Source organism: Rhodococcus sp. MS16, from assembly GCF_013277795.1.
GTDB classification, from domain to species: domain Bacteria; phylum Actinomycetota; class Actinomycetes; order Mycobacteriales; family Mycobacteriaceae; genus Rhodococcus_F; species Rhodococcus_F globerula.
Genome location: NZ_VBTM01000011.1, coordinates 308037 through 333290 on the forward strand (window position 1 = coordinate 308037; position 25254 = coordinate 333290).

Consider the following 25254-nt stretch of genomic DNA (forward strand, 5'->3'; position numbering starts at 1 on the left):
GGAGAAGCCGAAAGCAGCTGCTGCTCTCTGGATCGCCAATTTCTCGTACTACCCCACTGAAGCCGAGGGTGAAACGTAGGGTGAAGCGGAGGGTGAAATATTCCAGTCCGGAAACACGCATTTCTTTGTGAAAGGCCCTGCAACGACGTTGATTACCTGGTCACGTGTGTGCGAGCGAGCTTGGGTGGCCTCGACTACATGTGCGGCTCTCCAGCCGTGCAATTTCGAGATTCGAAATTCATTGATGAAACTGGCAATTCGTGCATATGCTCGAATAATACGTCGACCCGGCATATCTGATTCCGCTCTCGGGTTCATGACGACGAATGGATCTGAAACTGACTGATTTACGGCGGCGAGGAATTGCCTATTCATAAAAGGACACCATCCATGCGTAGAGCTTCACTAGTCCTCGTTGCATGTGCCGCGCTACTTGCGGCTTGCTCGTCAGCTGCCGATTCCACCAAATCGTCGGCGACATCGACCGTCGACCCCCGCGGTGGCATCCCGCCCGGCTACCCGCTTGATGCCGATGTGATGGCGCCACTTGTCATTACGGCACTAGGGCCGGATCCGATTCCGGTTACCGGTACAGACGGCAAAGTTCATGTGGCCTATGAAATTTCGGTACTCAACTTGTCGCCGCGGCCCGCGACCATCACTGAGATCGACACACTGGCCGGTGGGCCGGACGGCGAGGTAGTAGCGAGCCTGACGAAAGACGAGGTGCTGGCCCGTACCTTCCCGTCGGCAAATTTCGAAGCGGCGCCGGTTACCGACATCCCCGTCGGGCGCACTGTTGTGTTGGTACTCGATGGGGTCTACGACACTCCCGCGGACGTACCGGCTGAGGTGACCCATCGGCTGGTCACCTCGTATGGCCCCTTCATCACACAGGATTCCGGCCTCAATGCGAGATATCCGGACACCGTGACTCAGATCGGTGGAGCGGTCAAGACAAGTGCACGTTCGCCAGTGACCATCGGGCCACCCCTCGCAGGTGACGGTTGGGTGGCGGCCAACGGCTGTTGCGTGATCACATCGCACCGTGGAGCGATGATGGCGGTGGGCGGACGGATCAACGGGACCGAACGTTATGCCGTCGACTGGATGCGTATCGATATGAACAACCCGGTTCTCAGTTCCAGCGACGGTGACGGCTCGAAGAACGAGGACTACTTCGCTTACGACGCACCGCTGTTGGCGGTGGCCGACGGCACCGTTGTGTCAGTTGTGTCTGACAAGAAGGACGAGCCGCCGCATCAAGTCAACCAAAGTCTGACGTTCGATCAACTCGGTGGCAACTACGTGATCATCGACATTGGCGGCGGCAATTACGCCTTCTATGCGCACATGATCCCTGGATCGGCGTCGGTAAAGGTCGGAGACAAGGTTTCCCGCGGCCAGGTAATCGGAGACTTGGGCAACTCGGGCAACACCACGGAGGTTCACTTGCACTTCCATGTCTCTCGGGCTCCGGCGCCTTTGTCCAGCGACAACGTGCCCTACGAGATCGACCGCTTCACATTCGTGGGCTCGACGGCCACAGATTCCCTCGTGAAGGGACCGGATGCGGGAGAGCGAACCGATCAGCTCCCGCTCAATTCGGACGTCATCAACTTCCCCAAGTAAGGACACCGACAATGCGAAGGGCCCCAATAGTTCTCGTTACATGCGCAGCCCTGCTGGCGGCATGTTCATCTATCGATTCCACCGACTCGACGACAGCTTCGACACCGACCGTCGATCCTCGCGGCGGGGTTCCGCCGGGGTATCCCCTCGACAAAGATGTGGCGACGCCGTTGGTGATCAACACTCTCGGACCGGATCCGATTCCGGTCACCGGCACCGACGGGAAAGTTCATGTGGCCTACGAGATCCAGCTGCTCAACGTCACACCTCGCCCGGTGACGATCACGCAGGTCGAGACCCTCGCCGACGGGCCTGACGGCAAGGTCGTCACCACCGCAGGACAAGCAGAGGTGGCAGCACGGACTCTCCAGTTCCCGCCGACGTCCGGCGACATAGCCGCGGGTCGCACGGTAGTGCTCCTTCTCGATGACGTCTACGACAGCCGCGACGATGTTCCGGCCGAAGTGACACACCGCATCAGCGCCACGCTCGGCGCGGCGACGCCTGGATCGGAAGCACACGGCGCGTTGTACCCGGACAGCAATACCCAGATCGGCGGGACGGTTCGTACAAGTAGGGCCTCGCCCGTCATCATCGGGCCGCCGGTTGCCGGTGATGGGTGGATTGCCGACAACAGCTGTTGCGTGATGAATGCGCACCGGGGCGTAGTGATGGCGTTGGGCGGCAGGATGAACGGCGCCGAGCGCTATGCCATCGACTGGATGCAAACCAATGAGGGCGACGCAATCGCTGTCGGCGACGGAACCCGAAACGAGGATTACTCCGGATACGGCGCCGAGTTGTTGGCAGTTGCCGACGGCAAGGTCGTGACCGTGGTGTCGGACATGCCGGATGTTCCGCCCAAGATCCTTCCGGAGGGCGTCGCCGTTGATCAGTTGGCCGGAAACTACGTCATTATCGACATCGGTGACGGGAACTTCGCCTTCTACGCACACATGATCCCGGGTAGCGCGTCGGTAAAGGTCGGTGACACGGTCACCCGAGGGCAGGTAATCGGCAAACTCGGCAACTCAGGGAACACGACTGCGCCGCACCTCCACTTTCACGTGTCCCGAGCGCCGCTACCCCTGTCGGGTGACAACGTCCCATACGAGATCGACCGGTTCACATTCGTCGGAGCCGTAGGCGTGGAGGCTTCTTCTACCGGCGAAGGCATTTTCGTCAATGTCTCGGAGGGTCCCGATGCCGGAGAGCGCAAGAATCAGCTCCCCCTGTATTCCACCATCGTCGACTTTCCGCCCGCTGCCTGATGCTCCGAGTATGCACTGCAACAGACGCTTTCGCGACGGGGCCGAATGCCGGTGAACGAACCAACCAACTTCCGCTCAACGACGACGTCGTCAACTTCAGGGAGATGCCATGAAACTCACAGCCACGACACTCGCGATTGTGATGGTGACGCTGACAGCCTGCGCGAGCGGAGAAGCCAGCCAAACCGATTCGACATCAACGGAATTCGATTCTGCACAAACCTCGCTCGAGTCCGCGGTACTACCCGTCATCAACGAGCAGATGGAGGAAATGGGGATACCTGGATTGGTTGCCATTGTCGCCAGTCCCGATCGAGGCACCTACAAGATCGCGGCAGGCGTCGCAAATATCGACACGAACGAACCTATGAAGGTGGAGAACCACTTTCGAATCGGGAGTATCAGTAAGACACTGACCGCGACGGTGGTCCTGCAGCTCGCCCAAGAGGGCAAGCTCGGACTCGATGATGCACTGGCACCCTACTTTCCGACGCTCGATACCAACGGTGCCACCATCAGGCAAGCACTCAACATGACGTCGGGCATCCCCACATATACACCCGACCAATTCTTGAATGATCTTGCGAACAATCCTGCACGAGTGTGGAGTCCGGAGGAACTCCTCGCTACCACGGTCGGTCAACCGGCCGAGTTTACGCCAGGGGCGGGCTGGGATTATTCGAACACCAACTACGTGATGCTCGGTCTTATCGCCGAACAGCACGGCCGTGCCTCACTTGACGCCCTCGTGCAGGATCGCATCTTCAGCCCTTTGCAGATGACCGGCTGTTCGATGCCGGCGCAGGAAGATTCGACGCTTTCCACTCCGTACAGCCGCGGATATCAGTACGGCACCGAGTGGGACAACCCGAGCCCGCCGGCACCGAAACCAGATTTGATCGATGTGACGAACTCTAATCCCTCCTGGGGATTCGGTGCGGGCGAAGCCATTTGCACTGCCGACGATATGGCGATCTGGGGCCGCGCTCTCGTTGCCGGGGATCTCTTGGATCCCGAAATGCAAGAAGAACGACTCGACTTCGCCACCGGCGGAGCGATGCCCTACGGACTGGGCATCGCGAAGCTCAACGGACTCACCGGGCACCAGGGCCATATGAGCGGCTACCAAACCCAAACGACGCGTCGGGAATCCGACGGCACGATCATCGTTGTTCTGACAAACATCACGCAGGCACCGGACGGGGAGTTGCCGGCGACAAAGATCTCGGAGCTGATCTCGCGGGCGATTCCGTTGCAGGACAAGTAGTTCCCAGACACCAACAGCTGCCGTCCAGAACGACACAAGGCTGTCCTGGGACCCGTTATCCACGCGCTTGAAAGCCTTGTCGATCGGATTCGCGTAGTACCCCGAAGGCAGTTTCACGACTGGCCAGCCACCCAGTTTGAAAATCAACTCCGCCAGCTCGTCGCTGCCCTCAACTTCGATGGCGATCTCGCCGAGAAAGACGTCGACGTCAGCCACCGAATCCGGTGCGAAGCTCAACGGTCTACCCGTGTTCGTCTGCACGGAGAACGAAGCCGCGTCAGCCAGATTGCTCATATGCTCGACGACCGGGAGAAAGGGCAGCGCCAGCGGTCTTCCCATTTACGGCCCAGTCATGGCACAAGGCTACTGGGGCAATTATGTCGCCAGTCATTACGCGCCGATTGACGCTGGGTACTGTTGACGCTATGACTTCACCGAAAGGCGCATGCGCCGCCACCGCACGCTCGCCGTGCAGATCGAAGGACTCGCCATCGAAGATGGGGAGATACCGCCACCGAAGATCGGCATGGTGCTCGACTTCCCACTTCACTTCACGGAACTCCCGGCCGAGAACATCGACGCCGTAACGATTCGTGCGGTCCTCATAGCCGATGGGCATCCCCCGATCTTCCAGTACACGGGGGAGGATTCACCGCGCCGCTGGGAATGGAGCGGGGTGCTACGCGGTGACGGGTGGGAGGCGTCGTGGCGAGGATTTCACCCGCGCTCCGGCCACGTAGAGCTGACCGGCCGCTTCTACGGAACGCTGAGTCACCAGTTCACTTCACGAGTGCGTGGCCGTGTGACGCGGGTCCAGTTGCTCAGCTTGCGATACCGGCGAGAACCCGACAGTCACGGGTGGGCGATCGTGCCAGGACACCGCTCACTGCGCGAGGTCACCGAATCACCACGGTTCTTCGACACCGACGTGTTCATGCGCGACGACGTGTACGAGGTGGACCGCGAAAGCGGGGCATGGATCGAACTCGACCTCGACGACGTCGCACCCCACCCCGTTCGGCCGCGTTTCGTTCCGGGTGATGTGAGTGCGGCGGGAGATGTGCTGTGGACGGTCGACAGCGGACTCCCAATCGTGGTCAGCATCGACTCCGATCATGTTGCCACCGAACATGTCCTACCCGGGCCCATCGGAGTCTCACGGCACGTGTGGGCCACCCCGGGCGGATGCTGGGTGGCCGGTACAGACGGAACCTATCAATGCACAACAGGATTCGAACCTTGCCGCGTCAGCGACGTCCCGGTACACGCCGGTGCTGTCGTCGGGGAAATCTTCCTGGCCTGCTCACCGGGCGGAGTGTGGTGGTTGCACACACCGGGGGCGGATCCGATTGCAGTGAAGGCTCCGGACGAGTATGTCAACAGTATTGCTGTAGAGGGTGATTCGTTTCTCGTACTACTCGAGGCGAGAGTATCCGATCGAGAATCGAGCAGACGGCTGATGCGGGTTACCACTGCTGGTGACGTCACCACAGGGCCTGTCCTGTCATCGATTCCAGGCCCGCGTCGGCAGCGTCTCTTCCTCGCTGGATCCCCGCTGCGGCTGTTCAATCACGGTACGGCGTCAACGATCCTCCCCGACCTGTCGTTGGGCGATGAATACGATCTCGATTGGGAACCGTTCCACGTCAGGCAGGTTGGCACCTATGTTTGTACGGTGGCTCATCCATCGAGCGACGCCTCTCCGATCGGACAGCGGCCGGGTGACTGTGATCCGACACGACGGTATCGACTGCTAACGCTCCTGGATGCCGCCACCCTCGAACCGGTGAAAAGCGCACCGATCTTCGCAATCCGACCGGCAATCACTGTCGACGCAACGGGCACAGTGTGGATCATCGCCGACGGCTTGCAGTCCCTGCCTGAGCAATCCATGCAGTGGCCGAATCCGCTGGATGTCGCGGCGCTACTCGACTACCCCTAGTGGCAATATTTCCACATCGGTGAAGGTGTCCGATCCGGACCCCAGCCGGCGTGTGTGGGTAATCCTGCACACAAGTCGTTCCCGGATGGCGGGATGTGCCTCCCTGAGAGTGCTTGGGTGCATTCCGGCGCACTGATCTAGCGAACGTTGATCGGATCACGGCTCGCGAAGCCTGGCTGGGCAAGTCTCCACCAGAAGCCATCCACCCTGCGACAATGACAACCTCACCACGAGCCGAGGAGATTTCCACCGATGACCGCCCGCACCTACACCTCACACGTCATCGTCCGGTGGTCCGACATGGACATCTTCAAACACGTCAACCATGCCCGCATGGTGACGCTCCTCGAGGAAGCCCGCATCGACTCACTGCTATCCGCCGGCCCCGAGATCGCGAACCTCTTCGGGACATCCGTCGTCGCCGGGATCGAGGTCCGGTACCGCACCCCGCTCAAGCACTCCGACAGCCCGCTCGCGGTCACCATGTGGATCGAGAAGCTCCGTGCCGTCGATGTAACCCTCCGCTACGAGGTCCGCTCCGCACACGCCGCACCGGACTCGAAGCCCGCGGTCACCGCCATCACCCAACTCGCGTTCGCCGACCCTGACGCCGGTACGCTGCGTCGCCTGTCCGCGGACGAGCGGGCCGCGCTCTCGGCGTGGACCACCGAAGACTGACCCACGCATCATCGTTGAGCCCGGTTGCGAATCGCACGAGGCACGCCCAGACAATGACTTTCAGCGACATCGACGACACCACCGCATCGTCGCCGCTCAGGTGATCTCAACAACTTGACGGTGCCGCGTCGATACTTCCGGGCTGACGTAGCGTCTTCGCCCAGAAGTACGGCGGCGCGAGAACTCACTCTAGTAAGTGCTGACGTTCTCGAAGTAGCGGCGGGGAACTTCGAACAACATCGCCGTGATCTGCTCCTCGGTGACGCCTTGCTCACGCACGTACGGGAGGACCTCCTTTTCGATATGCAGGTAGTCGAACCCCGGCATCATGTCCTTGAGCGCAGGGTCCATCCAGTCGAAGAAGCAGTTCGCGTCGTGCGAGAGCACCATCTGCTCGGCGTACCCCCGTCGACACATCTCGACCAGCGTGTCCGCCCGCTCTTCGAAAGTGACATTGACGTTGAGACCGAATCGATCCATTCCTAGTATGAATCCGCTCTCCGCCAGTTCAGTCAAATGATCTAGATCCGTGCTATCGCCACTGTGGCCCAACACAATCCGCTCGGGCTTGACGCCTTCCTCGTCACACATCACTCGCTTGACGTCGAGGGCCGTCTTACTCTCCGGATGAGTGTGCACCGTAATCGGGGCGCCGGTCAGGTGGTGCGCCTTCGCCACTGCGCGCATTACTCGTTCCACACCCGGCCTGAGGCCTTCAGCATCGATCGCACACTTGAGCAATGCGGCACGGACTCCGGTGTCGGCAATGCCCACGGTGATGTCCTTGACGAAAAGATCGACCATCGGGTCAGGAACCTCCGCGCCCATCACCGAATTGAGTGCCGGCCCCCGATGTTGGAAGTAGAACGGGACGTCGGTGAAGGTGTAGCAGCCAGTGGCTACCACAATGTTCAACTCGGGTACCTGTTCGGCGATACGCTGGACCCGCGGTATGTAACGGCCCAGTCCCACCACTGTTGGATCTACAATTGTCTGCACACCTTGCGCCGCCAGGGCCCGCAACTTCGCGACCGCGTCCGCGACGCGATCGTCTTCGTCTCCCCATTCCTCTGGAAAGTTCTGTTGCATCTCGGTATTGAGAATGAAGATGTGCTCGTGCATATAGGTTCGTCCGAGCGCGGACGTATCAATCGAACCTCGAACGGTCTCAACCTGTGCCATTTCTGACTCCTCATCGGGGAACTACGCCGCACCTATTCATTTCAAGTGCAGGATTGAATACTTGTGCATGTGTTTGTTTCACCGGAGACAAGGCGAAGGAACGCAGACTTCGTCCAGACCTAGAAGCAAAATGCGGGTTACGCTGTGCCGGAGTAGTTTTCACATTCTTGTGCTATCGAGACGGCAAATCCAACAGGAAGGGCCTGGCAGCAACGAGTCGGGCACATCCGATCCGTAACTACAACCACCGCGCATACATGGACAGCAGCATCAGTCTCCATGAACTAGTACATAACGAGCCGAAACACCGCCATTCGCATAGACACTGGCGATCCGTCTGCGTCATGATTACGATCCAACGCACACCAGGGTGTCCCAGGTCTCACTCAGTGAGAACATGCCGCTAGGCCAGCCGGTCCGAGCATCAACCAACTGCCTTGAACGCTTTTGCCGGGGGCGCCCGAACGCCACCGTCGAGGTTGGTGACCACCAGGTCGCACGACGCCTCAGCTGGCACCCCGCGACGACGGCCGGTCTCAGCACGGCCATCGCACACCCTTAGGCAGTCACTGGATTCGGTTCGGTCTTTCGCCTCGTTCAGGGACAGCTGTCCTGTCGAAAGTTGCTGCGCCCCGCGCTGAATGGGAAACGACCCGCAAGCGGTCGGGTCGTGCGTGGGCAATCGCGTAGTTGAAGACTCGCCCCGGCATGTCTCGGATGGTTTGTTCCAACAACAGCAAGGGCGCCCCCTCGGTGGTTCTCAATACCGACGCCAGAGTTTCATCTGAGAGCACCGCACTGACCGTGAAATCGGACCCACCGATTTTCACTCCCGCACTCGAAAGGTAGGCATACCAATCGACAACGAAGGGAGTGTCGATCAATCGCTGCGCTTCCGGGAACAAAACGTAGTTGGTGGCCGCAGCGTCTACGTCTCCACTGATCGTGCCCGCCGCGTAGTCCACGCGCAAACACGGTGTGCCGGTTTCCACCTCGAGCGCCCTCGATGCAGCAGCGGGCGCTGAGATCACTGTGCTCTCGAAGGATGTCAGAAGCAACCTCCCATTGAAGTGATTGCCGCTCTTCAATTCTGCGATGCCTTGAATGTCTTCGAGTCGCCTGTGAGCGGTAGGGGCGACGACGTGTGTCCCCACGCCCTGAGTCCGTGCGATCAACCCTTCGTCCCGAAGGAGCGTCAGAACTTCGCGGACGATCCCCCGGCTCACCGAATAGGAACCTACGAGTTCGCGCTCGCCCGGAAGGATGCCGTCGACGAAATCTCCACGCAGCACCGCTGCCCGGAGAAGATCCCTTGTTCGTCGAACCGAATCAGGTCTTGCCTTCATCCAACCTACCTCGCGCTCCAACTCTGACGAGTCTCGACGAAGTGTAGTACAGATTTTCAATTATATTGTTGCCCCGCATATTACGCCGTTAATGTATTTTTCATAACGCTGCGAGCTGGTGTTTTGATTCTCAGTTTCGCCGATACGCCGAAACTGTTCGGCGCAGCGCACTGAGCATTCCCATGCCGCTTCGGAGTTCGCTTGTCGCAATAGGTGTGATCACCTATTGTCGGCGTGAGGCGCTGCAGGAAGTGAACCCATCTGCCGAGAAATTTGACTGCGACACAACGATTTCCGAGAGATATTCTCTATAGAGTTTTGGCGGGGTTGCCATGGCATGCAATTCATCTTCTTGTATGAACTCTTCTGCGACGGTTTCCCAACCGATGCGCTGAGACGCTCCTCGCCTGTCGACACAACACCCGGGGCGTTGGCCCTCTTCCATCAAAATCAGTATCAATCGAAAGGACAGTGACGATGGTCAACTGGAACGAAGAATGCGACGTGTTGATAGCGGGTTCGGGTGGCGGCGGCCTCACCGGCGCATATACCGCGGCGAGAGAAGGACTCGAGGTGTTCTTGGTCGAGGCCACCGACAAGTTCGGGGGCACCACCGCCTACTCCGGCGGGGGCGGTGTGTGGTTCCCATGCAACCCGGTCCTGCAGCGTGCCGGCACTGACGACACGATCGAAGACGCGCTCGAGTACTACCACGCGGTAGTTGGCGACCGCACCCCGCGCGAATTGCAGGACACGTACGTCCGGGGTGGAGCACCGCTGATCGAATACCTCGAACAGGATGAGAACCTCGAGTTCGAAATGCGGCCGTGGCCTGATTATTTCGGTAAAGCGCCGAAGGCCCGACTCGACGGCCAGCGACACATCGTCCCGACGCCGATTCCGGCAGTAGAGGTGGGAGACCTCCGCGCGTCCATGCGAGGACCTCTCGACACGGAACGTCTCGGGGCTCCGCTACCCGACGTGCTGGTCGGGGCCCAGTCGCTCATAGGTCGACTCCTCAAAGCAATTGCGAAGTATCCGAACGCCGACCTGCGGTTGAACACACCACTTGTCGAGCTCGTAGTCGAGGAGGGTGTTGTCGTCGGCGCAATGGTCGATCACCACGGCGAGCGCCGGGCCATCCGGGCCCGCAAAGGCGTGTTGCTCGCGGCCGGCGGCTTCGAGGGCAACGATGAGCTTCGCCTGAAATACGGTGTGCCCGGCACCGCCCGCGACACCGTGAGCCCCCGGGGCAACCTCGGCGCGGCGCACCAGGCTGGAATGGCAGTCGGTGCCGACATCGACCTGATGAGCGAAGCCTGGTGGGCTCCGGGGATGACTCATCCGGACGGCCGCTCGGTGTTTGCGCTGTGGTTCACCGGCGGAATCTTTGTCAATCAGGACGGCAAGCGGTTCGTCAACGAATCGTCGGCCTACGACCGCCTCGGCCGTGATGTCATCGACCAGATGGAGGATGGCTCGGTCACCCTGCCGTACTGGATGATCTACGACAACAAGGAGGGCGAGCGTCCACCGGTTCGGGCCACCAACGTCTCCATGGTCGAGACCGAGAAGTACGAGGCGGCCGGCCTGTGGCACACAGCTGACACCCTCGAGGAACTGGCCGAAAAGATCGGTGTGCCAGGCGATCACCTGGTCGCGACCGTTGCCCGGTTCAATGCGATGGTCGCCAAGGGTGTCGATGAAGACTTCGGCCGCGGCGACGAGGCCTACGACCGTGCGTTCACGAACGGTGAATCACCCTTGGTGGCAATCGACAGCGGCCCGTACCACGCAGCCACCTTCGGCATCTCCGACCTCGGCACGAAGGGAGGGCTACGGACCGACACCGCCGCGCGGGTACTCGACACCGCCGGCAATCCGATTCGGGGCCTCTACGCGGCAGGCAACACGATGGCCGCACCCAGCGGCACCGTCTATCCCGGCGGCGGAAACCCGATCGGAACCAGCATGCTCTTCAGTCACCTCGCCGCTCTCGACATGGTCGGCCGTCAAGCTTGAGAACGGATCCCTCCGCCAACTGAACCATTTCGAATGAGAACGCGCTGGGGCCGCAGACGTCGCGGCCCCAGCGATCTGCGAACGAAACCTGCGCCGCATGATCACAGTAGCGCCGATAGGACGGTCAGTACGCATGGCGAGGCCGGCGAGCCTGTGGTGGGTGTTCACGCTGAAAGCGTTGTCTCATAACACTGTTCAGCCTTCCTGGAATCGGTATCGCAAACCGATATTCACCCAGAATAAACTAGAACATGTTACATTTCGAAATATTCGAGCAGACGAGATGAACTGAAAAGGAAGTCGGCAACGATGGTCAGTTTCTTCACCAAACGCGGGGAGCTACTCATAGCGGAGCAGTTGGCGGTCAGCGCCTGGGCACCGACCCAGGTCGGCGGTCATGCCGTATGTGGTTTACTCGCTCGCCAGCTCGAGACTCACTGTCCGACCGGCTTCGTTCCGGCCCGGCTGACAGTGGACTTGTTCAAGCCGGTCTCGACTGCCCCGATCGAGGTACGCAGCGAGGTTGTCCGCCAAGGCACGCGAATCACCGCCGCGGATGCTTTCATCGTGCAGGACGAGCAAATGCGGGCACGAGCCTCGGTGGTGTTCCTGACTACTGGATCGGAGCCGGCCGGTCGTGTCTGGAGTCCGGTACTGGACCTTCCGGTGCCTCCGGAAGGATGCGTTTCGCCGCTGGGGTCGCCGCCGCTGTTCAAGAGTAGCGACCGTGAGTGGACACACGATTTTGCAGCGAACCAGAATGGCGACCGCAAAAATGCGTGGCACAGCCTGCCTGCGCTCGTGGACGGGGAACCGATCTCGCCGTTCCAACGCGCCGCGGTGCTCGGTGACACCGCAAACCTCATATGCCATTGGGGATCCGAGGGTGCCGGGTACATCAATGCGGACATGACCCTCACGTTGTCGCGACTGCCTCTCGGTTACGAACTGGGAATTCGCGCAGACAATACTGTTGCCTCCGAAGGAATTTCGATCGGTACTGCGACCCTCTACGACAGGACCGGCCCGCTCGGCACCTGCGTGGTCACTGCGCTGCCCAACGCTCGTCGGCAGATCGACTTCGCTGCTTTTTCTCCACTTTAAGAGGTCATCGTCCACCAACGTGGTGGAGGTCCGACGCACTCGGCAGCAACGCACACCGGAAATTTTCCAGCGGCGGCAAGGCAGTTGTAAGTTCCGGGTCTGCTAGTCCGATCGACCCGCGACTTTCGAGAAATTCCGCGACAGTTGTCGGCGAAATTCCGGGCAAAGATGGCCTTGTCCATAGCTGAGAACAATCCCAGCAGCAGGCGGTCAACGCTGACCACTCTCCCTGGACCCGACGTGATGAATCCGTTAGGAACGGAGCAATCAATGAGGCACGGAGTGTCAGGATTAACCAGTGGTCGATCCACCCGGGAGTGACTGCCGATAAAAACCGCTAAGCAAAACAATCAGATAACATCCAACGACGAAAACGAAACTACTGCAACAATATTCAAGTTAACCCAAATCGGGACTCACACCGCTCCGCCGGGCGCGCACGACTCCCCCACACTGCCAAGCCGGAGCCTCCGCGGCCCCAACCGTCGGCCCCTCAATTCGCCGGCGCCCCAAACCCCTACAACCACCCAGGGAATTGTCATCACCACAGTTCAAACCCTAAAACAGCCACCCAGAACCCACCCCTTCACATAAGGTTTCTAGGTGTCCACCAAGAACACGAACGAACCGCAACAGGTCGAACTCATCGGTTTCACCGCCGGGATGATGACGTACTCGATCGCCGGTGGCCTCATCCTGGCCGGGCCGATCGCCGGGTTGATCGACGGTTCACTCGCGACCGGCCTGTGGTGGGGAGTCTTCACCTTCCCGATCGGAATCGGGCTTGCAATCAGTACCTACGGGTGGCGCTGGGATGAAAAGCGATTCCAGGCAGCCGGGATCGCAGCGACCGCAGAAATCCTCGCCGTCAACCGCATCCGAGACAGCGATGAGGGCCAAGACACCGCCGAACTGACCGTCCGTATCAGCGGCCCGGGTTTCGACACGTTCGACGCTGACTGCGAGGTGCCCACAGGTAGCGTGCGACCCCAGGTCGGTGACCGGCGCACGGTGATGGTGAATCCATCCGACCTCACCTTCGCCATCGGCTATGACCACCTATTCCAACAGGACTAGCACCGATCGTCCGTGCTCGATGATCCGTGGTGCTCCACTAAGCTCTCCTCCAGAAACGAGAAGTCCTGCTTCACTTTCCAGGCAGGTCAGTTCAAACTCGAAACACTTTGCAATAAAACGAGAAAGTGAGCGACGGACAGTACGCCACAGCCGCGCACGCCGGCAGGCTCTCGTGAATCGGGTACGGCTGTGGCACAACTGTATTCACAGCAGAAGAGTGACAGTCGCCGACAGGGATTTTTCCAGTCGGTGGTTCAGAGTTTTTCAGCGAGAACGTCGAGATGGCTGATTTCGGGCGGCGCAGCAAAGAGTTCGTCGGCGCGTTCGCCGAGGGCCTTGCCGACCGGACCATTGAGATGTGTCTCGCGGGCGGCCTGGTCGGGGAATGCGTCGATGATGCCGAATGACGAGGGCCCGAACCGCACCGCGAACCAGGGTTTCGTGCCTGGCTCCTGTTCGACGAGCGGCAGTGCCGATCGGAGGAATTCCTCGACCGCTTCTTCCTTGCCGGGCTTGGCTTCAAGTCGGACCAGCAGCGCCTTGGTGGCCATGTCGAGTCTCCTCTTCGAGGTGGTGAACACTGTCAAGCATCACACCATCCATGGGCTAATGGAAGGAACCCGAGCCCACCGATCGAGGAAAACCGATCCCGCCCCCCTAGCGATCGTGGAGCCGAAAGAGGAGACTCCATGGTGAGGGAATGCGACGCCTGGAATACAGCCTCAGCTGCGGGCCGCGGCGGGAAAAATGTTGGTGCGCCGATATTTTGGCACGGTCTTGAGTTCCGTGCGCCGTGGGCCTACCCCGAACAGCACGATTCATTCGGTCGGTCGCTCACGCGTAATCACCTGTGACCGGACGACATCAACCGGAAATGCCGCAGCTAAGGGAGTGTCGCCATGAAAGCGCTTGTGTACGACGGGCCTCGTGAGGTTCGTGTGAAGGATGTGCCCGACGCGAGGATCGAGGCACCGACAGATGTGCTGGTGAAGATCACGAGCACCAATATATGTGGGTCGGATCTACACATGTACGAGGGCCGCACCGATCTGGAGCCGGGAATGGTCCTCGGTCACGAAAACTTGGGCATTGTCGCCGAAGTGGGCAATGCGGTGGTCAAAGTATCGCCCGGGGATCGAGTGTGTCTGCCGTTCAACATCGGCTGTGGTTTCTGCCGAAACTGCGAGGAAGGGTTGACCGCGTTCTGTCTGACGGTGCACCCCGATCCGAAGATGGCCGGTGCCGCATTCGGTTTCGCGGGGATGGGTCCGTTCTGGGGTGGACAGGCGGAATATCTGCGGGTGCCGTTCGGCGACTTCAACTGTCTGCGACTACCCGAGGATGCCCAAGACAAGGAAACCGATTACGTGATGCTGTCGGACATCTTCCCGACCGGATGGCATTGCACCCGCCTGGCCGACATGCAACCCGGCGATTCGATGGTGGTCTACGGCGCTGGCCCAGTCGGTTTGATGGCCGCGTATTCGGCGATGATCCAGGGAGCGAGCAAGGTGATGATCGTCGACCGTCACCCCGACCGGCTGCGCCTGGCCGAAGAGATCGGCGTCGTACCCATCGACGACTCGAAGGGCGACCCCGTCGAGCAGGTCCTCGAGCAGACCAACGGTCACGGCGCCGACAAGGGGTGCGAGTGTGTCGGGTATCAGGCACACGACCCGCAAGGTCACGAGGACGCCGCTATGACGATGAACCGGCTCGTGGATTCGGTGCGCTTCACCGGCCACATCGGGGTGGTCGGCATCTTCCTGCCCCAGGACCAGAACGGCCCCGACGAACTCGAGCGCAACGGCAAGATCGCCTTCGACATGGGCAAATTCTGGTTCAAGGGCCAGAAGATCGGCACCGGACAAGCGAACGTCAAACACTACAACCGGCAGTTGCGCGACCTCATCCACGAAGACCGGGCAAAGCCCTCCTGGATCGTCTCTCACGAGCTCCCGCTGACCGAGGCCGAGTCCGGCTACCAGCACTTCGACGCCCGCGACGACGGTTGGACCAAAGTCATCCTGCATCCCTGAGGCGGCTCCGGACCGAGACAAACACAACCACGGCCAGACCTGGCACACCTGCGCCACGACGGGGGAGAGAGCAAACCGACCCTCGACCGAGTTCCTGCCAAACGATGTCGCACAGGAACAGACGAGATCCCACGTAAGTCCCGATCATGCGCGGTGATCGAAACTTGTTGAATTGCAAGCGTTCCCGATCATGTGGCCTGCTGATCAGTCCCAGAACTGGATGTTGATCTGTGCAGCACGCGAGCTGTCGCCCCCACTCGTAACCAGCTGGAACCGTCGAGATGTAGGTCATTGCCTCTCTACCACAACGAAATTCGACAGAGCCACAATGAATCTCGTCCAGGTTCAACGAAGCTACTGTCCACTGGCTGCGAAGATCTTTCACAAAGGGAGTTCTACTTGTGGATGCGCCGCGGTAGTGTGGACGTACCGCAGTAGCGGCCGACATTCGAGTTTTCGTGTAGCGGCCGATACTCGGAGTTTCGTGCGATGGCCGCCTCGATCGGGTTCCGGCGGGCATCTTCGACCAAGGGCAGGTGTGGTCGCCACTGCCCTGTTGCACCCCACCTATCAGGCGAATGTTGTTGGCGCCCTTTAGATGGACGAAAAGACTCATGATGGCTGGGCCGTTCGTGAGCTCAACCGGTTGACCGGCGGTCGGCCCTGTCGGTACGCACAGGCCCGGCGAACCCCACAACATCAACGCTGAGGGGCGTGATGTCAAAGCTCAGAATCCCCGCTGCGGCTGCTCTTGGGCCTCACGCCCGTCGTCCATGAATTGGCGTCGGGTGCCGTTGTCGGCGCCCTGCTCGGCCTGCTCCTGCATGGGATGCAGGAGCAGGCAGCGTGATTCACCTCAATCCAGTCCTCAATCCAGTCCTCAATCCAGTCATTGAAACCAGGTCACCACGAAGTCCTTGCCGACATCGAGGTCGCGGGCGGAACCGTGCACTTGCTCACCGGCCAGGCGATCGAAAGGAATGAGTCATGACAACTGCTGTAGGCATCGACTTGGGCACAACCAACTCGGTCATCGCAAGCTGGCAAGGCGGCGAGCCGGTGGTGATCTCCAATGTAGAGGGAGCACGGACGACGCCTTCGGTGGTGGCGTTCACCGAGAACGGTGAGCGTCTGGTGGGCCAGCTTGCCCGACGGCAGGCGATCTTGAATCCGAAGGGCACGATCTACTCGGCGAAACGCTTCATCGGACGTCACTACGACGAGATCTCCGAGGAGGCCAAAGCGGTCAGCTTCGACGTCGTACCGGGTGACAACGGTGAGGCCCGATTTGACGTGCGCGGCAAGAAATACGCACCAGAGGAGATCAGCGCTCTCGTGCTGCGCAAGCTCGTCGACGACGCGAGCAAGTTCCTCGGTGAGAAGGTGAAGGAAGCGGTCATCACCGTTCCTGCTTACTTCAACGACGCGCAACGAAACGCCACCAAGGACGCCGGCCGTATCGCGGGCCTCGAGGTTTTGCGGATTATCAACGAACCGACCGCTGCGGCACTCGCGTACGGCATGGACAAACAGACCCACGAAACCGTATTGGTCTTCGACCTCGGCGGCGGAACCTTCGATGTGAGCCTGCTAGACGTCGGCGAGGGGGTAGTCGAGGTTCGTTCCACGGCCGGCGACTCCCACTTGGGCGGCGACGACTTCGACCGACGCATAGTGGACTACCTTGCCGACGAATTCCAGAGCACGGAGAACATCGATCTGCGTAAGGATGCACAGGCGTTGCAGCGACTGTTCGAAGCCGCGGAGAAAGCCAAGGTCGAGTTGTCCTCAGTGACCCAGGCCCAGGTCAACCTGCCCTTCGTCACCGCCGACGCGAATGGTCCCAAGCATCTCACCACTACGATCATGCGATCGAAGTTCGATGATTTGACTGCGGATCTGGTGGAACGCTGCCTCGGCCCGGTGAAGCAGGCGATGAGTGATGCCAAGGTCGCCGCCAACGACATCGACGAAGTGATCCTGGTCGGCGGTTCGACACGTATTCCGGCTGTTCAGGCACTGGTTCGCCGGCTGACCGGCGGTAAGGACCCCCATATGGGCGTCAACCCGGACGAGGTCGTTGCACTCGGCGCCGCAGTCCAGGCGGGCGTGCTCAAGGGCGAGGTTTCCGATGTGTTGTTACTCGATGTCACCCCACTGTCCCTCGGCGTCGAGACGCAGGGCGGGGTGATGACCAAGATCATCGAGCGCAACACGACGATCCCGGCCCGGCGCAGCGAAGTGTTCTCCACGGCGGAAGACAATCAGTCCGCCGTGGACGTCGTGGTGCTGCAAGGCGAACGCGAACGTGCCGCCGACAACCGGGTGCTGGGTCGGTTCCGGCTGGAAGACATCCGCCCCGCGCCACGTGGCGAGGCCCAGGTGGAAGTTATTTTCGATATCGACGCCAACGGCATCCTGAACGTCACCGCTCGAGACAAGGACACCGGCAAGGAACAGAGCATCACGATCAGTGAACAGGGCAACCTGGATCAGGGTGAGGTCGAGCGCATGTTGGCGGAGGCCGAACGGAACCGGGGTGAGGACGAGGCGCTGCGCAAGGCGGTCGACGCGCGCAACGGGCTCGATTCGGTTGCGTATCAAGTGGAGCGGCGACTCGCCGAACTCGGTGACAGTGCCCCGCCGCATGAGAAGGCGCGGGCCGAGATGCTGATTGCCGACGCCCGAAAGGCCGTGCAGGACGGCGCTTCACCCGCGGAGGTTCAGCCACTCACCTCGGAGCTGCAACAGCTGCTCTACGGACTTGTGCCGGACCAGTCGGACGACGGCCAAGCAGGCGGCGCTGATGCTGCGTCGTCGGATGACGGCGACGTGATCGACGCCGAATTCGATCGAAGCTGAGGCGCACGATGGAAATGTCTGCAGATCATTCGACGACTGAGGCGACTACCAACAGCGCCGACACGGATCAGAGCAAGACCGCGTCCGATCGCGCCGAGACGGCAGACGAGCTGTCCCAACTCGAGGACCGTTGGCGCAGGGCCCTCGCAGATCTGGACAACCTGCGCAAGCGATACGCCAAAGATCTGGACCGTGAACGCGCCGCGGAAGTAGCGAAGGTTTCGGCGGCGTGGCTGCCGATACTGGACAACTTGGAGCTTGCGCTTGCACACGCAGGCAGCGATCCGCAGGCCGTCGTCGAAGGTGTGAAGGCGATCCGGGACCAGGCGGTACAGGTGCTCTCACGACTCGGCTTCGAGCGCCACGACGAGGTCGGTGTGCCGTTCTCCCCGGAACTCCACGAAGTGGTCAGTGTGGTAACCCAACCCGACCTTCCGTCCGGGACCGTGGTCGAGGTCTTGCGCCCGGGTTATGGAGAGGACGGGCGACAGTTGCGGCCCGCCGCGGTGGTCGTCAGCCGCCCAGAGGGGTGAGCACCGATGGCCCGTGACTACTACGAAGTACTCGGCGTACCGAAGGGCGCCGGCACCGACGAAATTCAGCAGGCGTACCGCAAGCTTGCCCGCAAGTACCACCCCGATGTGAACAAGGATCCCACTGCGGAGGACAGGTTCAAGGAGGTCAACGAGGCCTATCAGGTGTTGTCCGACCCGGACACCCGGAAACGCTATGACCGATTCGGTGACGACTTCCGGCATGTACCCGAGGACTACGACGAACGGGTGCGGGCAAACGCCGCCGGGTACGGCGGTGGCGGGAGAAGGGTGCACTTCGGCCACGGTGTCGGTGGTGAGGGTGCCGTCGACTTCGAAGACCTCTTCGGGCAGATGTTCGGCGGAGGCGGTGGGTTCGGACCGATTCCCGGCGCCGATCAGGAAGCCGAACTGGAACTGGCTCTGGAAGAGGCCTATCAGGGCGGAAAACGCACTCTCAGACTGGACGGACGGCAGTATGACGTCGACATTCCAGCCGGCGTCCTGGACGGCCAGCGAATCCGGTTGGCCGGGCAAGGAGGCCGAGGCAACGGTGACGCGCCGCCTGGGGATCTGTACCTCGTGGTGCGGATCAAACCGCATTCACGGTTCCGCGTGCAGGGTCGGGACATCTACGTCGATCTGCCCGTATCGCCATGGGAGGCGGTTCTCGGGTCGACAGTCGTCGTTCCCACACCGGGTGGAGAGGCGAAAGTCAAAGTGGTGCCTGGCTCTTCGACTGGTAGGAAGCTGCGCCTGCGCGGAGAGGGAATGCCCAATCCGCGCGGTGCCAACGGCAACCTCTACGCCGAAATCAAGGTGATGGTTCCGTCGAAACCGACAGCACGCGAACGTGAACTGTTCGAGCAGTTGGGCGCCGAATCGAACTTCAATCCGAGGAAAGAGACATGAGCACCTCAACGCCGATCACTCAGTACGTATTGGTTCGCCGTACCGGATTGTCGCCAGACGCCTTCGCCGAACGTACTGGGCTGCACCCGGATCTGGCACGAAAACTCGTGGCTCTCGGACTGCTCGACGCCCACCGCTACGCCGGCGGTGAGATGTCGTTCGACCCATCCGAAGTAACCCACGCCGCACGCATCCAACGGCTGCGGACGGGTCTGGGCCTTAACTACTCGGCAATCGGGCTCGTGCTCGATCTGCTGGATCGAATCGAAAGACTCGAAGCAGCGGCCCGCAGAAGGAGGACGTCCTCATGGACACCGGCAGCTTGACTGAAAAGTCACGAGAAGCCTTGCAGGAAGCCCAGAATGTTGCAACCAGAATGGGCCACACCGAGGTCGACGGAGAGCACCTGCTTCTCGCATTGGTCGATCAGCAGGATGGGTTGGTGCCCCGACTGCTCGAACAGGCCGGCGCGAACGTCGACGCACTGCGATCCGATCTGGATCGTGAACTGTCGCGTAGGCCGAAGGTCAGCGGCCCCGGCGCAACTCCCGGTCAGGTGATGATCACCCAGCGTCTGGCCAAGCTGCTCGATGCCGCAGAGCGGGAGGCGAAGAGACTCAAGGATTCCTACGTGTCGGTGGAGCATCTTGTGATGGCCCTCTCCGAGGAAGGGTCGGCAAGTGCGGCCGGGCGGGTCCTCGCCAGTCATGGGGTCACACGAGACGCCTTCCTCACAGCGCTGACGAAAGTGCGCGGCAATCAGCGTGTCACGTCGGCGACCCCGGAGGGGGCGTACGAGGCATTGGAGAAGTACGGGCGCGACCTCGTCTCCGAGGGGCGGGCAGGCAAACTCGATCCGGTCATCGGCCGGGATGCCGAGATACGCAGGGTAACTCAGATCTTGAGCCGGAAAACGAAGAACAACCCGGTGCTGATCGGCGACCCCGGTGTAGGTAAGACTGCGATTGTCGAGGGTCTCGCCCAACGGATCGTCCGCGGCGACGTGCCCGAGGGCCTGCGCGACAAAACGATCTTCTCGCTCGACATGGGTTCACTGGTGGCCGGTGCGAAGTACCGCGGCGAGTTCGAGGAGCGGCTGCAGGCCGTGCTGTCCGAGGTGAAGGCGGCCGAGGGGCGCATCCTGTTGTTCGTCGACGAGTTGCATACCGTGGTCGGCGCAGGATCAGTAGGCGGCGAGGGGTCTCTCGACGCCGGTAACATGCTCAAACCGATGCTCGCCCGCGGCGAACTGCACATGATCGGTGCCACCACTCTTGACGAGTATCGCAAGCACATCGAATCCGATGCGGCACTGGAGCGTCGATTCCAGACCGTTCTCGTCGACGAGCCCAGCGCCGAGGATGCGATCTCGATTCTGCGCGGACTTCGCGAACGCCTCGAGGTGTTCCACGGCGTGAAGATTCAGGACGGTGCATTGGTGGCCGCCGTGACCCTCTCGCACCGATACATCACCGACCGATTCCTTCCGGACAAGGCGATCGATCTCGTCGATGAGGCGTGCGCTCGGCTCCGTACCGAAATCGATTCGATGCCCGCCGAACTCGACGAGCTCACCCGGAAGGTGACCCGTCTGGAGATCGAAGAGGCCGCACTGTCCAAGGAAACGGACGCGGCCAGCAAGGCGCGCCTCGAAGAATTGCGCAAGGAGCTGGCCGACCTGCGGGCCGAGGCAGACGCCCGGCACGCTCAATGGGAGGCGGAACGGCAGGCAATCCGGCGGGTGCAGGAGCTGCGAGGAGATCTGGAACGGTTGCGCCTCGCAGCCGAGGAAGCCGAACGCAACTACGACCTCAATCGGGCAGCCGAGTTGCGATACGGCGAGATTACCGAGCTGGAACGCCGGCTAGAGGCGGCGGAGGAGCAACTGACCACCAGACAGGGCCAAAATCCGTTGCTACGTGAAGTGGTCACCGAAGACGAGATCGCCGAGATCGTGGCCGCATGGACGGGCATCCCGGTCGCCCGGCTGCAGGAAGGCGAACGGGAGAAGTTGTTGAAGCTCGACGAGATCCTCCACGAGAGGGTCGTCGGTCAGGACGAGGCGGTGCAACTGGTCGCGGACGCGGTGATCCGGGCAAGGTCCGGTATCCGTGATCCGCGTCGGCCGATCGGTTCGTTCATCTTCCTGGGCCCGACGGGCGTCGGAAAGACCGAGCTCGCAAAGACGTTGGCCAGCGCCCTATTCGACAGCGAAGACAACATGGTGCGCCTCGATATGAGCGAGTACCAGGAGCGGCACACGGTGAGTCGGCTCATCGGTGCACCTCCCGGGTACGTCGGGTACGACGAAGGTGGCCAGCTCACCGAGGCGGTGCGGCGCAAGCCGTACTCCGTGGTGCTCTTCGACGAGATCGAGAAGGCCCACGCCGACGTCTTCAATACCCTGCTGCAGGTGCTCGATGACGGCCGGATCACCGATTCTCAAGGGAGGCAAGTCGATTTCCGGAACACGGTGATCATCATGACCTCCAACATCGGATCCCAACATCTCCTCGAGGGGGTCACAGTCGACGGCGAAATCAAGCCGGATGCCAGGGAACGGGTGATGGCAGAACTGCGCGGGCACTTCCGCCCCGAATTCCTCAACCGGGTCGACGACATCGTGCTGTTCTCCCCACTCACCCTGCCCCAGATCGAGCACATAGTGGAACTGCAACTCACCGACCTGCGAAACAGGCTGTCGGAGAGGCAGATACACCTGGAAATCACGCCGGAGGCGCGCCGACTGATCGCCGAACACGGGTTCGACCCTGTCTACGGTGCTCGGCCGCTGCGCCGATACATCGCACACGAGGTTGAAACCAAGATCGGCCGTGCACTGTTGCGCGGCGAGATCAAACCGGACGGCACCATCAGCGTCACGGTGGACGGCGGCGAGCTTGCCGTCGCGTATGCCGAACCCGCCTTCGCGGCGGCCTGAGAAGAGGTAACTGGTCATGGGATCCGAAAAGGTGAAGTGCCCGAACTGCGGCAAGACCAACAACATCCCGGCAGCAGGAGAAGGAAGACCTCGCTGTGGGAACTGCCATGAGCCGCTGCCCTGGATCGCCGCAGCGGGAGACGGCGACTTCGCGGAGATCGTCGAAAAATCCTCGGTGCCTGTGCTCGTGGATCTGTGGGCGACGTGGTGCGGCCCGTGCCGCATGGTCAGCCCCGCGCTCGAGCAGCTCGCCAGAGAACACGCCGGCCAGATCAAGCTGGTCAAGGTCGACGTGGATGCCGCACCCCGGACGGCCGAACGATTCACCGTCCGCGCCGTGCCGACTCTGCTGGTGATGGACCGGGGTGAGGTTCTCGCTCGTCAGTCGGGCGCGGCTCCCGTGCCCCAGTTGCGCACGTGGCTCGATCAGGCGCTCTCGGAAAATGCCGGCGAGGAGGCGAAGTCATGAGTCCTGTCCACGCGGACCCACATGTAACCGCGATCCGGGCCGTGGTGCCCCGTACCCCGCAGGGTTGCGAGGAATGTCTTCGCCTCGGCACCCCGTGGGTGCATCTGAGGCTGTGTCTGACGTGCGGACACGTCGGTTGCTGCGATTCTTCGCCGGGCAGGCACGCGAGTGCTCACGCTCACGCCATCGGCCATCCGATCGTCCAGTCGATGGAGCCCGGTGAAGATTGGCGGTGGTGTTATGTCGACCAGAACTTCGTCTGAGCGCGCCTCACCCGTTGGGGACAGTCCGCCGGTCGACGACGAGACCGCGGACGAGGAGGGTGCTTTCCCGCGTCTGACGGACGACCAGGTCGCGACGCTCGAGCTCGGAGGCTCGCGTCGGTCGGTTCGCGCCGGCGAGGTGCTGATCCGAGAAGGCGTGCCCTGCAACGATTTCGTCGTGGTCCTTTCCGGCAAGGTCGCAGTCGTCGACGAGGGCGACGGGGACGGCGAGCGGCGGATATTGCGCGTCCACGGGCCCGGGCGCTTCCTGGGCGAACTCGGACTGTTGGAAGGCCAGGTGGCGTTCTTCACCGCCGAAGCGATCGAGGACGGCGAGATACTCGTCGTCCCGGCCGAGCAGGTGCGCGAGCTGATTACCCACGATCCCGTGCTCAGCGATCTGATCCTGCGCGCCTACCTGGTGCGTCGACACCTGCTGATCGGGCTCGGCTCGGGGTTCCGGATCATCGGCTCCTGTTTCTCCCCCGATACATTGCGGCTTCGCGAGTTTGCCATGCGAAATCGTTTGCCCCACAGGTGGTTCGACTTGGAGCAGGACGAACGGGCGGAGCAGCTGCTACGCAGCCTGAACGTCGCCCCCGAGGACACACCCGTCGTGATCTGGCACGGCGAGAAGGTGCTGCGCAATCCGACGAATGCGGAACTCGCACGCGTCGTCGGGCTTGCCGTCCCGGCATCCGTCGCGGACGCAGCCAAGGACGTATACAACCTCGTCGTCGTGGGTGCCGGACCGGCCGGTCTGGCCGCGTCGGTGTACGGCGCCTCGGACGGGTTGAACACGGTGACGTTGGAGCGGATCGCCGCGGGCGGCCAAGCCAGTACCTCCTCCCGGATCGAGAACTATCTGGGCTTCCCCGCCGGGGTCTCCGGCTCCGAATTGGCCGAGCGAGCCGTGCTCCAGGCCGGGAAGTTCGGCGCCCGCATCCTGGTGTCGGCAGAAGTGACCGGTTTGGGATCCGACGCCGGGAACCATGTGCTCCGACTGGCGGACGGCGGCACGGTTCACGCCCGGGCCGTTGTGCTCGCCGCCGGGGCGCGATACCGCAAGTTGGCCGTTCAGGGGATCGAGGCGCTGGAAGGAACGAGCGTGTACTACGCCGCAACCCACCAGGAAGCGCGGATATGCGGCACCGACCCGATAGCCATCGTCGGTGGCGGCAACTCCGCCGGCCAGGCTGCCGTCTTCCTCGCCGAGCATGTCTCACACGTGCACCTGCTCATCCGCGGCGATGACCTCGGAAAGAGCATGTCCCGTTACCTGGTCGACCAGATCGAACACCACCCGCGCGTAACCGTGCACCGGAACACCGAGATTCGTGCGGTCCACGGCGAGAAATACCTCGACGAAATTGCGGTCGAGGACAATCGCAGCGGCGAGCAGGACACGATCCGGGTGCGCGCCCTGTTCGTCTTCATCGGGGCAGTACCGCACACCGGGTGGCTGGCCGAAGCGATCGCACTCGACGACCACGGCTTCGTCCTCACCGGCATGGACGCGATCCACTCCCGAGCAGACGGCAACCTGCCGATCAGCGATGGCCTGTCCAGGACGCTCGAAACCAGCCTGCCCGGCCTGTTCGCGGCGGGCGACATCCGCCGAGGCTCGGTGAAACGAGTCGCATCCGCCGTCGGTGAAGGAGCGATGGCCGTACGCCAAATCCATGAATACTTCGAAAGGAGCTGACGACATGCC

The 25254-nt window shown here is 61.5% G+C and carries 20 protein-coding genes; 17 read left to right on the plus strand and 3 right to left on the minus strand.

The genetic code is table 11. The annotated features are described in order from the left end of the window. The first annotated feature begins 390 nt into the window (after positions 1-390). The 5 genes from FEZ60_RS24055 to FEZ60_RS24075 all read left to right on the plus strand — a co-directional run bounded on the left by FEZ60_RS24055 (position 391) and on the right by FEZ60_RS24075 (position 6790). Positions 391-1632, plus strand: coding sequence for a M23 family metallopeptidase (locus tag FEZ60_RS24055; protein ID WP_172937169.1), 1242 nt, complete (start codon positions 391-393; stop codon positions 1630-1632). A gap of 11 nt (positions 1633-1643) precedes the next feature. Beyond that, positions 1644-2903, plus strand: coding sequence for a M23 family metallopeptidase (locus FEZ60_RS24060; protein ID WP_172937170.1), 1260 nt, complete (start codon positions 1644-1646; stop codon positions 2901-2903). Positions 2904-3012: 109 nt separating this feature from the next. Further along, positions 3013-4170, plus strand: coding sequence for a serine hydrolase domain-containing protein (locus FEZ60_RS24065; protein WP_172937171.1), 1158 nt, complete (start codon positions 3013-3015; stop codon positions 4168-4170). A gap of 445 nt (positions 4171-4615) precedes the next feature. Beyond that, on the plus strand, positions 4616-6112 hold the full coding sequence (locus FEZ60_RS24070; protein WP_172937172.1) for a hypothetical protein: 1497 nt from the start codon (positions 4616-4618) through the stop codon (positions 6110-6112). Between the two features lie 252 nt (positions 6113-6364). After that, the gene (locus FEZ60_RS24075) at positions 6365-6790 is read left to right on the plus strand and encodes a thioesterase family protein (protein ID WP_045065840.1); all 426 of its coding nucleotides are present in this window, start codon (positions 6365-6367) and stop codon (positions 6788-6790) included. A gap of 189 nt (positions 6791-6979) precedes the next feature. On the opposite strand, the gene FEZ60_RS24080 is transcribed toward FEZ60_RS24075, so the two are convergent. Both FEZ60_RS24080 and FEZ60_RS24085 read right to left on the minus strand, forming a co-directional pair. After that, positions 6980-7972: a phosphotriesterase gene (locus FEZ60_RS24080; protein ID WP_045065841.1), complete on the minus strand. Its 993-nt coding sequence runs from the start codon at positions 7970-7972 to the stop codon at positions 6980-6982. A 566-nt stretch (positions 7973-8538) separates the two neighbouring features. Then, a complete protein-coding gene (locus FEZ60_RS24085; protein WP_172937173.1) occupies positions 8539-9318 on the minus strand; it encodes a GntR family transcriptional regulator in 780 nt (259 codons plus the stop codon). Between the two features lie 471 nt (positions 9319-9789). Between FEZ60_RS24085 and FEZ60_RS24090 the strand changes: the two genes are divergently transcribed. From FEZ60_RS24090 to FEZ60_RS24100, 3 genes are all read left to right on the plus strand, one after another. Next, positions 9790-11340 (plus strand): FAD-binding protein, encoded by a 1551-nt coding sequence (locus FEZ60_RS24090; RefSeq protein WP_346343402.1) that lies wholly within the window; start codon positions 9790-9792, stop codon positions 11338-11340. 309 nt (positions 11341-11649) lie between these two features. Next, a complete protein-coding gene (locus FEZ60_RS24095) occupies positions 11650-12444 on the plus strand; it encodes a thioesterase family protein (protein WP_172937175.1) in 795 nt (264 codons plus the stop codon). Between the two features lie 603 nt (positions 12445-13047). Continuing rightward, entirely contained in the window at positions 13048-13521 is a 474-nt protein-coding gene (locus FEZ60_RS24100; protein ID WP_045065848.1) for a hypothetical protein, read from the plus strand. A gap of 254 nt (positions 13522-13775) precedes the next feature. On the opposite strand, the gene FEZ60_RS24105 is transcribed toward FEZ60_RS24100, so the two are convergent. Continuing rightward, positions 13776-14072: an antibiotic biosynthesis monooxygenase gene (locus FEZ60_RS24105; RefSeq protein ID WP_045065850.1), complete on the minus strand. Its 297-nt coding sequence runs from the start codon at positions 14070-14072 to the stop codon at positions 13776-13778. A 348-nt stretch (positions 14073-14420) separates the two neighbouring features. Here FEZ60_RS24105 and FEZ60_RS24110 point away from each other — a divergent pair, with 348 nt between their 5' ends. The 9 genes from FEZ60_RS24110 (at position 14421) to FEZ60_RS24150 (ending at position 25245) form a co-directional block, all read left to right on the plus strand. Then, on the plus strand, positions 14421-15560 hold the full coding sequence (locus tag FEZ60_RS24110; protein ID WP_045065852.1) for a glutathione-independent formaldehyde dehydrogenase: 1140 nt from the start codon (positions 14421-14423) through the stop codon (positions 15558-15560). Positions 15561-16547: 987 nt separating this feature from the next. Next, complete coding sequence (gene dnaK / locus FEZ60_RS24115; RefSeq protein WP_045065853.1) at positions 16548-18422, plus strand: molecular chaperone DnaK; 1875 nt, start codon at positions 16548-16550, stop codon at positions 18420-18422. An 8-nt stretch (positions 18423-18430) separates the two neighbouring features. Then, positions 18431-18955 (plus strand): nucleotide exchange factor GrpE, encoded by a 525-nt coding sequence (locus tag FEZ60_RS24120; protein WP_172937176.1) that lies wholly within the window; start codon positions 18431-18433, stop codon positions 18953-18955. A 6-nt stretch (positions 18956-18961) separates the two neighbouring features. Continuing rightward, positions 18962-19867: a DnaJ C-terminal domain-containing protein gene (locus tag FEZ60_RS24125; protein WP_007735552.1), complete on the plus strand. Its 906-nt coding sequence runs from the start codon at positions 18962-18964 to the stop codon at positions 19865-19867. After that, positions 19864-20193: a chaperone modulator CbpM gene (locus FEZ60_RS24130; RefSeq protein WP_045065861.1), complete on the plus strand. Its 330-nt coding sequence runs from the start codon at positions 19864-19866 to the stop codon at positions 20191-20193. Before FEZ60_RS24125 ends, FEZ60_RS24130 begins: the two co-directional genes overlap by 4 nt. After that, positions 20175-22808, plus strand: a complete 2634-nt coding sequence (gene clpB / locus FEZ60_RS24135) for an ATP-dependent chaperone ClpB (RefSeq protein ID WP_045065864.1) — start codon at positions 20175-20177, stop codon at positions 22806-22808. The genes FEZ60_RS24130 and clpB overlap by 19 nt, the downstream gene beginning before the upstream one ends. A gap of 16 nt (positions 22809-22824) precedes the next feature. Next, a complete protein-coding gene (gene trxA, locus FEZ60_RS24140) occupies positions 22825-23277 on the plus strand; it encodes a thioredoxin (RefSeq protein WP_045065867.1) in 453 nt (150 codons plus the stop codon). Next, positions 23274-23540, plus strand: coding sequence for a UBP-type zinc finger domain-containing protein (locus tag FEZ60_RS24145; protein WP_007735548.1), 267 nt, complete (start codon positions 23274-23276; stop codon positions 23538-23540). The genes trxA and FEZ60_RS24145 overlap by 4 nt, the downstream gene beginning before the upstream one ends. Next, complete coding sequence (locus tag FEZ60_RS24150) at positions 23518-25245, plus strand: FAD-dependent oxidoreductase (protein WP_045065869.1); 1728 nt, start codon at positions 23518-23520, stop codon at positions 25243-25245. Before FEZ60_RS24145 ends, FEZ60_RS24150 begins: the two co-directional genes overlap by 23 nt. Positions 25246-25254: the final 9 nt, after the last annotated feature.

Bases quoted from the DNA above. Each gene is read 5' to 3' on its own strand.
- FEZ60_RS24105 (WP_045065850.1), bottom strand. From the start codon at position 14,072: ATGGCCACCAAGGCGCTGCTGGTCCGACTTGAAGCCAAGCCCGGCAAG.
- FEZ60_RS24150 (WP_045065869.1), top strand. From the start codon at position 23,518: ATGTCGACCAGAACTTCGTCTGAGCGCGCCTCACCCGTTGGGGACAGT.
- FEZ60_RS24065 (WP_172937171.1), top strand. From the start codon at position 3,013: ATGAAACTCACAGCCACGACACTCGCGATTGTGATGGTGACGCTGACA.
- FEZ60_RS24085 (WP_172937173.1), bottom strand. From the start codon at position 9,318: ATGAAGGCAAGACCTGATTCGGTTCGACGAACAAGGGATCTTCTCCGG.
- clpB (WP_045065864.1), top strand. From the start codon at position 20,175: ATGGACACCGGCAGCTTGACTGAAAAGTCACGAGAAGCCTTGCAGGAA.
- FEZ60_RS24055 (WP_172937169.1), top strand. From the start codon at position 391: ATGCGTAGAGCTTCACTAGTCCTCGTTGCATGTGCCGCGCTACTTGCG.
- FEZ60_RS24080 (WP_045065841.1), bottom strand. From the start codon at position 7,972: ATGGCACAGGTTGAGACCGTTCGAGGTTCGATTGATACGTCCGCGCTC.
- FEZ60_RS24120 (WP_172937176.1), top strand. From the start codon at position 18,431: ATGGAAATGTCTGCAGATCATTCGACGACTGAGGCGACTACCAACAGC.
- FEZ60_RS24125 (WP_007735552.1), top strand. From the start codon at position 18,962: ATGGCCCGTGACTACTACGAAGTACTCGGCGTACCGAAGGGCGCCGGC.
- FEZ60_RS24060 (WP_172937170.1), top strand. From the start codon at position 1,644: ATGCGAAGGGCCCCAATAGTTCTCGTTACATGCGCAGCCCTGCTGGCG.
- FEZ60_RS24095 (WP_172937175.1), top strand. From the start codon at position 11,650: ATGGTCAGTTTCTTCACCAAACGCGGGGAGCTACTCATAGCGGAGCAG.
- FEZ60_RS24110 (WP_045065852.1), top strand. From the start codon at position 14,421: ATGAAAGCGCTTGTGTACGACGGGCCTCGTGAGGTTCGTGTGAAGGAT.
- FEZ60_RS24130 (WP_045065861.1), top strand. From the start codon at position 19,864: ATGAGCACCTCAACGCCGATCACTCAGTACGTATTGGTTCGCCGTACC.
- FEZ60_RS24075 (WP_045065840.1), top strand. From the start codon at position 6,365: ATGACCGCCCGCACCTACACCTCACACGTCATCGTCCGGTGGTCCGAC.
- FEZ60_RS24070 (WP_172937172.1), top strand. From the start codon at position 4,616: ATGCGCCGCCACCGCACGCTCGCCGTGCAGATCGAAGGACTCGCCATC.
- trxA (WP_045065867.1), top strand. From the start codon at position 22,825: ATGGGATCCGAAAAGGTGAAGTGCCCGAACTGCGGCAAGACCAACAAC.
- FEZ60_RS24145 (WP_007735548.1), top strand. From the start codon at position 23,274: ATGAGTCCTGTCCACGCGGACCCACATGTAACCGCGATCCGGGCCGTG.
- dnaK (WP_045065853.1), top strand. From the start codon at position 16,548: ATGACAACTGCTGTAGGCATCGACTTGGGCACAACCAACTCGGTCATC.